A 15,728-nucleotide genomic window follows, 5' to 3' on the forward strand; every position below is an offset into this window, starting at 1 on the left:
AATAAAAAAATGAAAAGTTTTTTCTCCAAATCGCAACTTTTCCTGAAACTCAGCGTTTAATACATTGAAACACAAACAAAGACGTTGAAAGAGTTAGCTTGCTGGAATGATTTCACAAAAATAACTCTTTACGATGCTAAACCACCATTGTATAATATGAAGTGGTGCCTGTTTCAATTACCTATTTTTAGTTTACTAGTTTCTACTGCGACTAATCTGGTTGCAAAACGAACTTAGTTATAATTACGCTCAACTCTGGAAAGGGGGTGAATCAGCCAATGAGGGAATCGAGCTTAAATAATCATAGAAACTCTAAAAAACCGAAAGATATTCAAGGAGGAGAAAAAAAGGTTATGAAAAAAAGTTTATCCGTTATCCTTTCATCCGCAATGGCATTATCCATGTTTTCTTCAATGGCGTTTGCTAAGACGTCTGAAGATTTTACAGATCTTAAAGATCTTGACGCAGCAACAAAAGCGAAGTTTGACGCTCTAATCAGCGCAGGAATTTTTGATGGAGTTTCCGAAACAACATTTGGTCTGAAAGACCCTATGAACCGTGCTCAATTCGCAAAAGTAGCAGCACTAGTCTTCGGATTAACTGTTGATAGCACTTTAACTACATCTTCATTCACAGATGTTAAGGCAGATGACAAATCCAATGGATATGCACTTCCTTACATCGAAGCTTTGAAGAAAGCTAATCTTACTGATGGTTACGCTCCTGGCGAGTATAACCCAGCAGGTCAAGTAACTAGAGAACAACTTGCTACTTTCTTGCTTCGCGCTCTTGGTAAAGATGCAGAAGCTAAAGCAACTCCAGGTGTTAGCGACAAAACTGTCTCCACTTGGGCTAAAGGTTATGTAGCTCTTGCTCTTGAATTGAAACTGATTGACAACCAAACAGATGGCAGCTTTGGTGGAACTAACGTTGCAAACCGTGAGCTTCTTGTACTGTCTGGTTACCAAGCTAAAGTACTTTATGAGCAAATTAACGTTCCTGCTAAAGCTTCTGTTTCCGAAGCAAAAGCAACAGGAGTTCAAACTGTAACAGTTACTTTGAACAAGGCCGTTGACACTGCTAAAGCTAAGCTTGCTTTGACAAGAGGTAATGCTGCTGTAACAACAACAACTAAATTTGCTGATGATGGTAAATCTGCTGTTCTTACTCTAACAGATTCCAAAATCAGTGCGTCTGAGTATACTGTTACATTAAGCGGGTTAGAAGCTGAAAGTATTGATAAAGCTACTGGCACCTTCACAGGCGAAAATGAATTAGTAAGCAAATTGGATTTTGTAGGAGCTTCTGACACAATTGCTTACAGCTCTAATGCTACTGTTAAAGTAAAAGCTACTAATCAGTATGGCGAAGCAGCCTCACTTGGATCTTCCAATTTCACAGCTTTCGTTTTAGGCAATCAAGTTGCCCCTACTAAAGATAAAGATGGAAATCTTGTCATTAAGTATGATTTGAAAGGAATTACTGGATTAGTTCAAGGCTCAAGCCAAGTTCCAGTGATTATTTATCATAACGACACTCGTCTTACTGCTAACCAAACCTTTAAATTAGGTAATTCTCCTTTCTTAAGCAAAGTTGAAGTTAAAGAAGTTGAATATTCTAATAAAGGTACAGCCTTAGCTTCAAATGGTGAGTTTGCTTCTATTCCATTGAGCTTGTACGATCAATATGGCAATCCAATTATAAAAGCCCAGTTTGATTCGAACGAAGTTTCTACTACAACTATTAACGCAATTGTTACCCCTTATAGCCCGAACTTAGCTTATGTAGCTGGAGATCTTTTTGATTCAAATGATGAGCCACGCATTCGGATTAATCTTATCAATAAAGAAGATAAAACTAGTGATTATACTGTGAATGTTTACGCTGGTTCGTCCACTGCAACAGCTATAGTTAAAGTATCCGCTGCAAATCTTGCTACAAAAATTGACTTTGGTCAATATAGTGGTACATTAGCTGCCGGTGATACAGATGTATATCTTCCTATCGTAGCGACTGATGCGAATGGAAAAACTTTAACTGCACAAGACATTGTTGACAATGCAGGAAGGTTTACTTTTAGTGCTTCAAATACTACAGCTGCTCCATACATCGTAGTAAATGGAGATAACAAAGGTAAATTGCGCCTTCAAGTTAACCCTGCTACTACAGCTAGAAGCTCTGTGTATGTAACTGGCTTTATCAATACTGCTACTGCCAACAGCTCGGCACAAACTCAAATTCAAGTACAAGAAGCTCGTTATCCAGAGCGTGTTGCTGTAACTGTTGAACCAGCTGTTAAAGCAATTTTAGGAGCTACTTCTAAAGTAACCTTCCAATTGAAGGACCAATATGGTGCTAACATTGCAGTAGGTAGTAATATTCCAAATGCAAATGGTCAACAATCTAACTACAAAGTTAAATTGACTGTAGCAGGAGAGGCAGCGACTTCCTCTGGTATTACGCTTAAGGAAACTTCCTCAGGTACTATACTGAATAATGGAACTTTCGAAAAAGAATACTCACCTAGTCAGCTAGCTGCTTTCAATGGAGGCTTTGAATTCTTTACAGATGCTGAAAAAACTGGAAAACTTACTGTAAGAGCTGTTATTCAAAAGGATTCCGGAACCGGATATTCTGATTCTTCAACAAGCATTAGTCGTTCATTGGAGGCAATCAGCAAGAGTACAAACTTGACTTATACTCTTGGTACTATTGGTAACCTTTATGCATTAACTGACAATAACAGCATTGTTGAAGCCACTGGTGACACTAAAGTACCTGAGACTAGTTTGCTTGGTAAGACTCTCTCAATTACAGCAAAGGATGCTGCAGGGAATACAGTGGCGTTCCCTGGAAACAACGTAAAATCCGTTACTTCAACAGATAGCAGCATTGTTAGAACGGGCGACGCCGCAGACAAAGGATATGTGCTAGGTGGCCGTGCTGGTACTTCAACAGTAACTGCATTTGTTTATACTAATGCAGGAACAACTATTTCTTTGACACAAGACGTTACTGTCAAAGCTGATACTATTACAGTTGATGCTTTAACTGTAGCCAATGCTAGATTTGATTATGCTCTTGGGAATAATGATGGGGTTCTTTTAATGGGACTTAAAGCAGTGGATCAATACGGTATTGCTTATACTGGATTAAACAGTGCTCCTACTCCAGAGTCCATCATTAGAAAATACGATAAGCTATTAGGAATCAGATATACTGCAACTAGTATCCAAGGTGATGGATCGGTAAACCTTGATGCTACTACTGGTAAATTTAGCATTACTGGAAATGTTACTGAATTTGTTCTTACTGCAGTTGCACCTAATGGTAAAACTGTATCAGCACTTGTTACTAAGCCTTAATTTGATCCAAAACAATAAAGGCCCTTTAAAGGGTCTTTTTTGTTTTTAATGTTGTTTTTAATGTGTGTTTAATATACATTCCTAGTTAGATGGGTTCTATTTTGTGGATTAATAATTATAAGGAGATTCAAATGATAATTAAAAAAATGATTATAACTTTCACTGTAGGGGCATTAGTTTCAATACCAATTTTAAATGTGACAAAAGCAGACGCCCCAGCCCCAGGCTCTGCCAGCGACCCTGTCATAACCAAAAGCTATTTCGACCAAAATAGCTTATCCGAAGATAAGGTCAAGCAGTTAATTTCCTCAGCAATAGCAGGTCTGCCTAATGGAGGATCCACATCTTCTCCAAGTCCTGGCGCTGGTGCAGAATCAAGCTCACTTAAGGTTGTCCAGTTGAAAATGGGACAAATCTTATATGCTGGAGAGGGCGCGGAACTGATCGTACGTACTGGCAAGACTGTTGCTGTTAGTAATGATGATAACGGAATTCCTGATGTGACAGCAGGTAAGGATATATCTGCAGGGAAAGCTATTGAAAATAATCATTTGCTTATTTTTCCAAGAGATGGTCGTGGTGTTAAGCCTGCTGCCAAAAATACACAAGATATATTTATAATGGTACGCGGCGGATACTTGGTGTTAAATGAAGATGGAAGTAAGGTAACTCCATAAATGTTCTAATATTATCTTTAGCTTATTTTCTTTTTTTAAACGTTTTATTATTTTGGTTACATATTTTATTTTACTTACTAAAAAGCTCTCCATAATTTTACCCGAGTTGACAAGAACTTATACGATTGATAATAAGAGCTCATTGCCATACTAGGTGTACACTCATTTGAAGGAGGAATACCTACTATGGCAAGAAGTTCGAATCATAAAGTAGTTCCTGAATCCAAGATGGCTTTAGATATTCTTAAGTATGAGATTGCAGCAGAGTTGGGTTTACCAGTTGGTAAAAACTCAATGGCGAATGTAAACGAGGAGTTTGCGTCTGAGCTTGGAAGTGTTCCATCATCTTCGGTTAAAGAGGATTATTGGGGTTTTATTTCTTCCAGAGATTCTGGAGCAGTTGGAGGGCAAATTACAAAGCGGTTGATCCAGCGGGCAGAAGAGGTTCTTTATACTTTGTGAAAATATGTTTTATAATTACATGAAATTTGACCATGATATCATGATTTTTTGTTAAACTGTAAATATAAAAAAACGCCACCAGATCATTCATGGTTATGGCGTTTTTTTATATTTACACTATTCAAGTAACAGCTTCCTAGTATAATTTTCATAAATTCATCATCAAATAAAAATATGAAGATCCCTTTGTCTAGCTTTTGTATGAGTTTGATTAAGTTTTTTTTGGAACTGTTCTTGCTCATCTACTCGCATTAGCGTATAGAGGTTAAGTCTTATTGTAGCTAAAAAGCTGAGCCAAATCGCCGTTATAGAGTCTATTCTTTGATTATTTTTAGTGTCTTGGGTAATCGTTTCCAAAAAAGGCCAATATGTAACGCTTCTTTCCTCAAAACTTTTTTTTAAACAGTTTTTTTGTTCCCCTATTATTCAGATGCGGATTGAAGAAATTATTTAACTCCCATTATTTAGAGATAGTTGATTGCTTATATTCAGAAAGGACCTTTTTATAATTTTTGGCTTCTTTGCTGGTGTTAGTTTAGTGTTCCTTACCTAATTCGCTTTCCGATCTGTTGATCGGTATCTGATAAGAAATTTAAAATTATTAAATATGATAAAGTTTTTTATCCATTCAAAATGTATATTTAACAAATATAGGAATTTATTCCTATATTATTTACTTATAAATTCTGATATATTCTATTTATGGTACTAAAATCCATTTCCTAGAATGCTGGCCAGCATTCCCACTACTTAACATTAAATTTAGGAGGAGAAACAATCATGCTAAAGAAAATTACTAAAGTTCTAACCATAGGTCTGTTGGCATCTTCAATTGCCTTTACTTCACAATCGGCTTTTGCTGCAAATTATGTAGATGAGGTAGAACCTACTAATGATTATTATAATTCACCGACTCCTTTTACATGGGGGGATTATGCAAATGGTTATATTTCTAGTAGTACAGATGAGGATGGCTGGATATTTTATGCGGATTCAAATCAAAATGGACGACCAGTTTCTGTAATTTTAAGTCGTCCCTCGAACAAAGATTACCAATATACGATTCGTGAGGTTGATAACGGAAGTATGGTTTATCCAGATGGTTTTCAGTATATCATTGATGAACCCGGTTTTTTGATAGGCACATTTAAATTGAAAGCCAATACTTACTATAGAATAACCGTCTATGGAACTGGACCCAATGAACATAGTACAACTGACAAGTACTATTTATCCGTTGAATAAATGAAGCATAGCTCCTTTAAATAACTCTAAGACTTACTCAGTATTTGACGAATTGAAGAAAAATTAGCGATATAATTTCATTAAAAATAGATTACATGATCTGATTCGACATTGAAAGTTATTTAGTTATCTGCTGATTTCAGTTTGACACTTGATCATTGTTTATTTGACAGCAGGTTACAAATAAAGTAACATATCATATTGAAGGTATACCTAAACAACCTTTTCCAATCGGAAAGGGTTCCTTTTTTTGTAAATATATATTAGTTTTTCGCGGTAATTTGAAATATCAAAATGTATGTAATTTAATTTAAATACTTTACTCTGATATTTCTAAGGAAGACATGATTGTCTTGAGCATGATGATCTGAGCCGTGTATCCTTTTATAATAACTTCTATTGGAGGTCGAGTGATATGACGATTGAACGCGGTCGGCGTTTGTTTACATCGGAATCCGTTACTGAGGGACATCCGGACAAAATTTGTGATCAGATTTCAGATGCTGTATTGGATGCTTTTTTAGAAAATGATCCTAATGCGCGTGTGGCTTGTGAAGTAGCTGTTGCTACTGGCCTTGTTCTGGTTATTGGTGAAATCTCATCCTCTTCTGAGTATGTGGACATTCAAGCCATAGCTAGAAATACCATTAAGGAGATTGGTTACACGCGGGCTAAATTTGGTTTTGACTCGCAAACCTCTGCGGTGCTTGTTTCTTTAAATGAGCAGTCTGCTGATATAGCACAAGGAGTAGACCGTGCTTTGGAAGCAAGAGAAGGTCAAATGTCGGATGAAGAAATTGAAGCTATTGGTGCTGGTGACCAGGGTCTTATGTTTGGGTTTGCTGTAAATGAAACACCAGAACTTATGCCTTTGCCGATTTCCATTGCTCACAAGCTTGCTCACCGTTTGACTGAAGTTCGTAAGAACGGTACTTTGGATTATCTTCGTCCAGATGGTAAAACACAAGTTACTGTAGAATACGACGGCGATAAGCCGCTTCGTGTAGATACAATCGTAGTTTCTACGCAGCATAGAGAAGATATTACATTGGAGCAAATCCAAAGTGATATTAAGGAACATGTTATTGCTCCCGTTGTTTCAGCAGAATTGCTGGATGCAGATACGAAATATTTTATCAATCCTACTGGAAGATTTGTTATTGGTGGTCCTCAAGGAGACGCGGGCTTAACTGGACGCAAAATTATCGTTGATACTTACGGTGGTTATGCTCGTCATGGCGGCGGTGCATTCTCTGGTAAGGATCCTACAAAGGTTGACCGTTCTGGTGCTTATGCAGCCAGATATGTAGCCAAAAATATTGTGGCCGCAGGCCTAGCTGAAAAATGTGAAGTACAACTTGCTTACGCCATTGGGGTAGCCAGACCGGTATCGATCAGTGTGGATACTTTTAAAACAGGTACGATAAGTGAAGATAAACTGGTTGAATTAATTCGTAAGCATTTCGATCTTCGTCCTGCTGGAATTATTAAGGCGCTTGATCTGCGTCGTCCTATTTATCGCCAAACTGCTGCCTATGGTCATTTTGGTCGTACGGATGTTGATTTGCCGTGGGAGCGTACGGATAAGGCTGAGCTTTTGAAAGCTGATGCTTTGAATTGATTTTTGTTTTAGAAGTTGTTTTTTGAAAACCCATAACTTTAAGTATCATATAAATTTTTTACCAAATAGAGACTGCCCTTTAAATAGGGTGGTTTTTTTGTTTTTAAGGAGTAGTTTTGGAAGTTTTTAGTATACAGAAAAATACAATCTACGAATATCGTAACTTTTTCGATAGAAGTGTAGTCTATAGTTAAGTAGGTTAGAAGAAGTATGGGAGAATGAGAGGAGAAAAAGCATGCGGTTACACAAAAAACTAGGAATAGGTGCGCTTGTTTGCGCTCTGTCCCTACAGGTTTTTGCTTTTGCCCCTAGTGTTAGTCTAGCGGCGGATTCAAAGTTGACGATCAGTTCGGAGGAAATTATAACTTCTGGTGCGCTTGTTAAAAAGTATGTTTGGAGCACGACCCGGAACAAAACGACGGTTACGGCGAATGCGAGTGTCATAGAGGTAGATTTGACGAATCCGAATGTAAAGCTGGATGCCATGTCAGGCTCAGGGAGTGAATTTACGAAAAAAGCAACGGTTCTAGAAATGACTAAGAACAGTGGCGCTGTAGCTGGAATTAACGGGGATTTCTATAATACCCAAGCTGAAGGGGTACCAATAGGACCTCAAATTACGGAAGGCGAAATTCTATCGACAACTTCCAATCTGAGCGGTATGTATGCGTTTGGAATTACGAAGGATAACGTGCCGGTAGTGGATCAGTTTACTTTTACCGGTTCCTTAAAGGCGGCAGATGGAGCTTCATTCCCACTGAAGGGAGTTAATACAACCTACTATTATGATGACAATAAGGTATTCAGCCATCAAGATGCTATTTATATGTATACTAGTGCATGGACTCAGAACAATCGCTCTAACGATGGAACTACCAAACCGACAGAAGTATTGGTTCAAAATGGAATCATTACGAAAATCGCTGTGAATGGCGTGATTCCGATGGTTGCCCCTGAGGATGGATACATACTGCGGGCTTCTGGAAAAGGAACTGATTATGTTGTGCAGCATCTGAAAGAGGGAGATCCGCTTATCTCGAATTATGAGATGAAGGCTAAGGATGCTTGGAAGCAGTATGATGTGAACAATTTTAAAATGATGATTGGCGGCAGCACGCTGCTTGTAGATGAAGGCAAAGCAATGAGTTATTTTACCCGTGATATAGGTGGAATCGATGGTTACCGGTATCGTTCGAGAACGGCAATCGGCTATTCGAAAAACTTAAAGACGGCTTATTTAATCACCGTGGATAACAGCGGCAGCAGTAAGGGAGTTAACATGGTGGAGCTGCAGCAGATTATGGTGCAGGCAGGAGTTTGGAGAGGGATGGTGCTGGACGGGGGCGGTTCTACTCAGATGGTGGCCAGACCTTTAGGAGAGTTTGATTCCAAGCTGGTTAATAAGGTAGAAAATAATTACCAACGCAAAGTAGCAAATGGAGTAGGCGTCTATACGCTGGCACCGCAGGGAGAAGTAAAAGGATTGACCTTAAAGGGTCAAGATGAACTGTTTATTGGAGAAACTAGCTCTTATCAAATGAAGGGTTATGATGAATACTACAATCCAATAGCTTCATTCGACGGTATAGTTATGAATTGGAGCAGCTCCGCAGCTTTAGGTACTTTTGAAGGCAATGCATTTACGGCGACTAAATCAGGCAAAACTAAGCTGACTGCAAAATCAGGAAAGGGATCAGCTACTATTGATGTTGATGTGATCGGCCGGGATCAAATATCAGCTATGAAGATTAATGCCGGGGATATTTCCTTGTCAGAAGGTCAAAGCTATAAGCTGCCAATTATGGTTACGACCAAAAGTGGTATTACAAGGGAAGTACCTCCACAGCTTATTTCGTGGGAATTGCAAGGAATCGGCGGTGAGATTGGCAAAGATGGAGTGCTTCGTGTAACGAATCTATCCGGAAGCCAAAGTGCACAACTGATTGCCAGATACGATGGGTACAGCACGATCCTGACGATGCCAATCGGACAAGAGCAGCTGTGGTATGATCTGGATACGACTGGAGTGAAAACTACAGCCAGCAAGTACCCCGCTGAAGTAGTCTCTGCTGTAAATACTGACGCATCAACAGGTAATAAAAACTTGAAAATTACCTATGACTTTACCTTAGGCACTGGAACTAAAGCCGCCTATGCGGATTTTAACGATAAATACGGTGCTCCAATTACGGGTGAGCCTCAATATATCAAGGTGAAGGTACAAGGCGATGAGAGTATGAACTGGCTGCGCGCAGAATTTTCGGACGCCGCGGGCAAGACGCATATGGTCGATTTGACGCAAAATATAAACTGGAAGGGCTGGCAGCAGCTTACCGCTAACCTGACCGATTATAATATGAAGTACCCAATTACCATTAAGAAAATTTATGTTGTAAGTCCTGAGCAAGGTCAGGATGAGCGTGCTTTGAAGGGTGAGGTTCGTTTCGATGATGTAACCTTTGTTTATAAGGGCAAGCTTCCTTCCTTGCCATATAGCAAAGTAAAGCTTACGGTCAACAAGAAGACAGGTATCTTGAATAACAAGAGCATAACCTTGGAGCAAGCTCCTATCATTACTAGCGGAAATACGATGATTCCTATTCGTTTCGTAACAGAAGCGCTTGGAGGCACAGTGAAGTGGGATGAGAAAGAACGGAAGGTTACCATTCTTCGCGGCGACAAGCTGATCGAGCTGTGGATTGGCAAGACGGATATTGTGGTCAACGGCGATCGCGTGACGGCCGAGGTGGCACCAAGGATCGCCAATGACATGACGCTGGTACCACTGAGGATCATTTCAGAGAAATTAGGCTGGAAGGTTGGCTGGGAGCCCGTGGGGCAAGTGATTACACTTGAATAAATTATGTGATAGAATAAGAAAAAAAGACTGATTGTTAGCGCAAAGGAGTTTGGGCCCATTTTGCAAGCGGATGCTTTGGATCGCGTTATAAAAAATGCCATTAACGTTATGGAGACCAGCAAGTACCAGATCTTTGAAATCAGTGAAACAGCCAGACATGAGCGTGAGGTGTTAAGTCGTGAGCTGGAGGATATCAAAGAGGAAACCGGGAATACCATTGACCAAGTGGATAAGCTGGAGAGGGAATACAAGCGCTCAAGAATCCGCCTCACAGAGGTTAGCCGCGACTTCAATCGGTATCGGGAAAATGATATTAAGATTGCTTATGAGGCCGCTATTGATTTGCAGCTCAAGCTGACGATAGCCAGAGAAAAAGAAAATCATTTGAAGGCCAGACGTGATGATCTTCAAAAAAGGATTAAAAATGTCGATAAACAAGTTGAAAGAGCCGAAACGATCGTTTCCCAGATGAATGTTGTACTTGAATATTTATCAGGCGATTTAAATCAAGTCACCCGAATTCTAGAATCGGCTAAAAATAGACAGCTGCTTGGATTGAAAATTATATTGGCGCAAGAGGATGAAAGAAAGAGAATTTCCAGGGAAATTCACGATGGCATGGCTCAGACGATGGCTAATGTGGTGCTTCGCACGGAGATCGCTGAGCGCATGCTGATTAAGCAAGAGTATACGGCTGTCAGAGAGGAGCTAGTAGATCTTAAAGGCCAGGTCAGGGGCGGACTTGAAGAGGTTCGTAAAATTATTTTCAACCTCCGTCCCATGGCTCTTGATGATCTGGGTATAGTTCCAACGCTGCGCAAGTATATTCAGGATTTCGAGGAGAAGACCAAGATCCGTACAAAGTTTACTTTAGTCGGCAGGGAGAGCCGGTTTCCATCGGGACTGGAGATCGCCATTTTTCGGTTGGTGCAGGAGGCTTTCTCCAATGTGGTAAAGCATGCTAAAGCGACCTTCGTGTCACTAGAGCTTACACTGGATAAAGAACATGTGAAAATTTATGTTGTCGATAATGGGATTGGTTTTGACGTAGAAATGACCGAGCAGATTATTACGAAAGGCAACAATTTCGGCTTGCTGGGTATGCGGGAACGAGTGGAGCTGCTCGATGGCAAGATGACTATCGTATCCGAGAAGGATGCAGGTGCCAAATTTACTATGGTGATCCCAATAGGCAATGCAGAAAATAAGGAGGAACTGATATAGAATGGACAATACGGCGACTCTTAAACGAAATGTAAGACTTATTATTGCCGATGATCACCAGCTGTTTCGCGAAGGCGTCAAACGGATCATTAACATGGAAGAAGATATGGAAGTCATTGCGGAATGCGGTGACGGCATTCAAGTCGTCGAGCTGTGCAACCAGAATACACCTGATGTTGTATTAATGGATATCAATATGCCCCTGGAAAATGGAGTCGTAGCTACAGAGCGGCTGAAGCTTATTTTTCCAGATGTAAAGGTTATTATTTTATCCATTCACGATGATGAAAGCTATGTGTTTGAGACGCTCCGCAAAGGGGCTTCCGGTTATTTGCTTAAGGATATGGAGGCTGAGTCGCTGATCAATGCTATACGTTCCGTCGTTGCGGGACATGCCTATATCCATCCGAAGGTGACCGGCAAGCTGATCAATCAATTAAGAAGAATGACCTACCTGGATGAAGTCGGTGTCGTTGGAGCCGAGCAGACAGCGAAGGAAGCTAATATGAGATTTGTACATAAAGATAACAGTCCACTGACCAAGAGAGAGGCTGAAGTGCTTCGTCTGATGGCGGAAGGAAAGAGCAACAAGCTGATTGGAGAAGTTCTGTTCATAAGCGAAAAAACAGTGAAAAATCACGTCAGCAGCATTCTCCAAAAGCTGGAGGTTGACGACCGCACCCAGGCGGTTATAAGCGCAATTAAGAATGGCTGGGTAACCTTGTAGGAACCTCGTTTCTCCCCCCCGCATACTATGGAGGTAAAGGGAGGGAGCCGCGATGTGGATTGGATTGCTTTGGATATTTGGTTGTTACGGAATCAGCATTGCCTTGCTTCACATTTGGTTTGGTTTTAAAAACAATAAACAAAGAAGCGCCGCGCAGGTGCTGCTTATTACAAGAAATAATCAATCACAGATTGAATGGTATATTCGCTCAATGTTCTTTTTTTCACGTATTCGGGGGAGAGAGCTCCAAGTTACTATTTTGGATGAAGGCTCCACTGACGAGACCATGAGGATCATTGAGCGGTTATCCCATACGTATTGTATGGATATCAAATGGTGTCTTCCTGACAAATCCTTGGATGATTTCCTGGAAGCCCATGGAGATGAAGCTGTAATTGTGGTACACTTGAGCAATCGTAAGGAAATACAAGAAATCCCCCTATTTTACTAGTAAACGCTTACAATTCCAAGAAAGCAAGGTGAAGGATTGAAGTCCAAAATATATGCAGTAAAAGTCAACTCCGCATGGCAATGGCACATCACTATTGATTTTCATACAGATATTCAGTATTGGTTCAGTCGATTTGGTACGGATACAGGCATTTTTTTGCTGGATCCTCCTCTTTCGTTAGGACAAGCCCAGCGAATCCACGAGAAGCTTCCTTCACAGCTCCCTTCAAGTTCTCTCCCTTCACTTCAAAAGATAAAACAAATAGCAGCGCAATGCGAACTGAATGCTCAGCTTTGTACGGATTTGCGGATGGAACAAATATCCCATGAATTATGGAAAACCAGAGTACTTCCTGAGGTGCGCCTGGAGCAGTCCATATACAACAAACTGGTATCAGCCCTTAGCGGCAGAGCCTTGCTTATCGAAGAAATCGGTCTGCTCATCGAGCATTTGGGGTTGAAGCCTGAGGGTTTCCCATGGACAAGCTATGTTCAGCTGGCTCATTTGCAAAAAGATGTGTCCATCACTTGCGGAATCAAGGTTGAAGAACGCAGAGAGCTAGCAAGCTTCTGGAAAAAGAGTACTGTATTAACCTGCAAAAGATGCGGCAGCGGCCAGGAGAAAATGTTTTGGTCGGCATGTGTATTCTGCGGCAGTGATTGTCCTTATTGTGAAGAGTGCTTAACGATGGGTAGGACGAGGTTTTGCTCTCTGCTGGTGCAGGGTGGCTCCTTGCGGGGTGAAAGCATTGAAATGGCTGAATGGACTGAAAGAATTGAAAGAATTGAAAGAATTGAAAGAATTGAAAGAATTGAAAGAATTGAAAGAACAAAAGCGACTGTCACAGATGCGAACTTGGAAGAGTTTCAAGCAGATTTAGCCCCATGGGGGCTGAGCGCAGCGCAATCAGCGGCATCATTGGAGGGACTACGCTTTATTGAAAGAACCGGTTCATTGCAGAATGAACAGATTAGGGGGGCTGGACGGACTGGACAGACTGCGAAAAGAACTCCAGGCAGATTCCTGATCTGGGCGGTTACAGGTGCGGGTAAGACGGAAATGATATTTCCATTTATCCTTCACGAGGTTGCCAAGGGCAGAAAGGTGCTTATTGCTACGCCAAGAAGGGATGTAGTGTTGGAGCTTAGGCCGCGCCTCATGAAGGCTTTTGAAGCCTATAAGGTCGTTACGTTATATGGAGGCAGCGAGCAGAGGTGGGAACAGGGAGAAATCACGATTGCAACGACGCACCAATTGCTGCGTTTTCATGAGAGCTTCGATTTGGTTGTGATTGATGAGATTGATGCGTTTCCCTATCACAATAATCCCATGCTGGAATACGCCGCGCAAAAGGTTTGTAAACCTGACGGAAATTACATTCTGCTATCGGCTACTCCACCTGCCTATCTAAGGAGAGCTGCAAAGCGTGGGAAGCTCCCTCATGTAAAGGTGCCAGTCAGGTTCCACCGTCATCCGCTGCCCGTTCCAGAGCTTATTTCCACACCCTCACTAAAACAAATTGTACAGTCGGGTAAATTGCCCGCGGTACTTAAATTAAGACTCCAGGCATCAGCTTCGCGTGGTGCGCAGATATTTGTTTTTGTGCCGAGCATCAAGCTTGTGGAGCCTATGGTGCAACTGCTTAGAAAAGAGATGCACTTCGAGGCTACTTCTGCAATTGATGCAGATAGCTTGCAACAGGAGGGCGGCCAGAATGGCAAGTCTGCTAAAGAAGATACCTCTGGAAAACCCCTTCTGGGACTCATCGAAGGGACGTCGTCACAGGACCCGCTGCGTGCCGAGAAAGTCGTAAGTTTCAGAGAAAGAGAAATTCGGATGCTCGTAACGACAACCATTTTAGAGCGTGGGGTTACGGTTGCTAAGTCGGACGTCTTTATAATCGATAGCGATTCTCTGTTGTTCGATGAGGCGGCGCTAGTGCAGATGGCTGGGAGAGCGGGAAGAAGTAAGGATGACCCAGCAGGTAAGGTTTATTTTGCAGCAAAGGAAAGAACTAAATCACAAATGGAGGGGGTTAGCCAAATTAAGAATATGAACCGATTGGCGCGTAAACAAGGCTATTTCAAGGGGGGAAATGATTGAATAAACAAAGTAGTGGATGGACAACGAAGCTGCTGCAGGCAGCTGGAAGGCTTTTAAGCGTTAGCAGGAAGGAATGTCTTTCGTGTAAACAGCAAGCTGACCTGGACAGCAAGCAATTGGGTCTTTGCAACACCTGCTATCAGACGATCCCTTGGATCACCGAGGTTCTGTGTCCAATTTGCGGAAGGTATGAAGCTTGTCAGGATTGTCTTAGGAGGAAGGATACATTTTTTACGAGAAGCCGCAGCTCGGTGAAATACGATGACACGATGAAAGAGCTGTTGGCAAGATACAAGTACAGGGGGGATGAGAGGCTGGGAGCTTTGATGGGAGCTATGCTGAAACGGGCATTTGATTTACAGCAAGCGGGTGAGGATGATTCTCCTGTGGGGTCTGTTGGAAGGATTATTACCTATGTCCCGGTTAGTGAACGCAGAATGTTGGAAAGAGGCTTTAATCAGGCCGAGCAGATGGCTCGTGTGCTGGGGAACAGCGTCAAGCTGCCGGTTGTCCCACTGTTGCGGAGAGTGAAGCATACGGATAAACAGAGCTTTAAGAAAAGAAGTGAGCGGTTAGATGATTTGGAGCATGTTTTTCAGATTGACGAGGAGGGGCTTTTACAGGCTGGGGACCTTCTCAAGACTTGTGCCGCGGCGCATATTTATGTGACTGATGATGTGTACACAACTGGAAGCACAATGAACCAGTGTGCTAAGGTTTTGCAGGATAGGATCAATGGGGTTATTGGAATTGGCGGGTTTGGAGAGATTGGCGGTTCTTCAGGCTCTGGAGGTTTTGGAGGTTCTATTGTTGGTTTAACATGGGCAAGGTGAGACGCTGGAACTAGACTATTCGTCTAGACCCCTGTTCCCATTCGATTGTGCGTGGTATAATACGCCTAATGATGTAGTTCTGAGAACACGGACACGGGGGTTACGATTAAGAAAGAATTGCAGATTCGAAGCGATTTTCAAAAGTAATCGAAGCAGGCTA

At 41.6% G+C, this 15,728-nt stretch carries 11 protein-coding genes; all 11 read left to right on the forward strand.

Annotated features, from left to right (window positions below; all coding sequences use genetic code 11):
• Positions 1-278: 278 nt before the first annotated feature.
• The 11 genes from J2Z66_RS20420 (at position 279) to J2Z66_RS20470 (ending at position 15,568) form a co-directional block, all read left to right on the forward strand.
• Entirely contained in the window at positions 279-3,365 is a 3,087-nt protein-coding gene (locus tag J2Z66_RS20420; RefSeq protein WP_209973784.1) for an S-layer homology domain-containing protein, read from the forward strand.
• A 131-nt stretch (positions 3,366-3,496) separates the two neighbouring features.
• Complete coding sequence (locus tag J2Z66_RS20425) at positions 3,497-4,042, forward strand: hypothetical protein (protein ID WP_209973786.1); 546 nt, start codon at positions 3,497-3,499, stop codon at positions 4,040-4,042.
• Between the two features lie 186 nt (positions 4,043-4,228).
• A complete protein-coding gene (locus J2Z66_RS20430; protein WP_209973788.1) occupies positions 4,229-4,504 on the forward strand; it encodes an alpha/beta-type small acid-soluble spore protein in 276 nt (91 codons plus the stop codon).
• A gap of 780 nt (positions 4,505-5,284) precedes the next feature.
• Positions 5,285-5,749 carry a hypothetical protein gene (locus tag J2Z66_RS20435; RefSeq protein ID WP_209973790.1) on the forward strand — a complete coding sequence of 155 codons (465 nt, stop codon included), beginning with the start codon at positions 5,285-5,287 and terminating at the stop codon, positions 5,747-5,749.
• Between the two features lie 415 nt (positions 5,750-6,164).
• On the forward strand, positions 6,165-7,370 hold the full coding sequence (metK, locus tag J2Z66_RS20440; RefSeq protein ID WP_209973791.1) for a methionine adenosyltransferase: 1,206 nt from the start codon (positions 6,165-6,167) through the stop codon (positions 7,368-7,370).
• Positions 7,371-7,605: 235 nt separating this feature from the next.
• Positions 7,606-10,230, forward strand: coding sequence for a phosphodiester glycosidase family protein (locus J2Z66_RS20445; RefSeq protein WP_209973794.1), 2,625 nt, complete (start codon positions 7,606-7,608; stop codon positions 10,228-10,230).
• A gap of 60 nt (positions 10,231-10,290) precedes the next feature.
• Positions 10,291-11,454 carry a sensor histidine kinase gene (locus J2Z66_RS20450; protein WP_209973795.1) on the forward strand — a complete coding sequence of 388 codons (1,164 nt, stop codon included), beginning with the start codon at positions 10,291-10,293 and terminating at the stop codon, positions 11,452-11,454.
• Position 11,455: 1 nt separating this feature from the next.
• Positions 11,456-12,181 (forward strand): response regulator, encoded by a 726-nt coding sequence (locus J2Z66_RS20455; RefSeq protein ID WP_209973797.1) that lies wholly within the window; start codon positions 11,456-11,458, stop codon positions 12,179-12,181.
• A 52-nt stretch (positions 12,182-12,233) separates the two neighbouring features.
• A complete protein-coding gene (locus tag J2Z66_RS20460) occupies positions 12,234-12,632 on the forward strand; it encodes a hypothetical protein (protein ID WP_209973799.1) in 399 nt (132 codons plus the stop codon).
• A gap of 36 nt (positions 12,633-12,668) precedes the next feature.
• On the forward strand, positions 12,669-14,735 hold the full coding sequence (locus J2Z66_RS20465; protein ID WP_245375696.1) for a DEAD/DEAH box helicase: 2,067 nt from the start codon (positions 12,669-12,671) through the stop codon (positions 14,733-14,735).
• Positions 14,732-15,568 carry a ComFC family protein gene (locus J2Z66_RS20470; RefSeq protein WP_209973801.1) on the forward strand — a complete coding sequence of 279 codons (837 nt, stop codon included), beginning with the start codon at positions 14,732-14,734 and terminating at the stop codon, positions 15,566-15,568. The genes J2Z66_RS20465 and J2Z66_RS20470 overlap by 4 nt, the downstream gene beginning before the upstream one ends.
• The last annotated feature ends 160 nt before the right edge of the window (positions 15,569-15,728 follow it).

The organism is Paenibacillus eucommiae, from assembly GCF_017874215.1.
In the GTDB taxonomy this organism is placed as follows: Bacteria; Bacillota; Bacilli; order Paenibacillales; family NBRC-103111; genus Paenibacillus_AI; species Paenibacillus_AI eucommiae.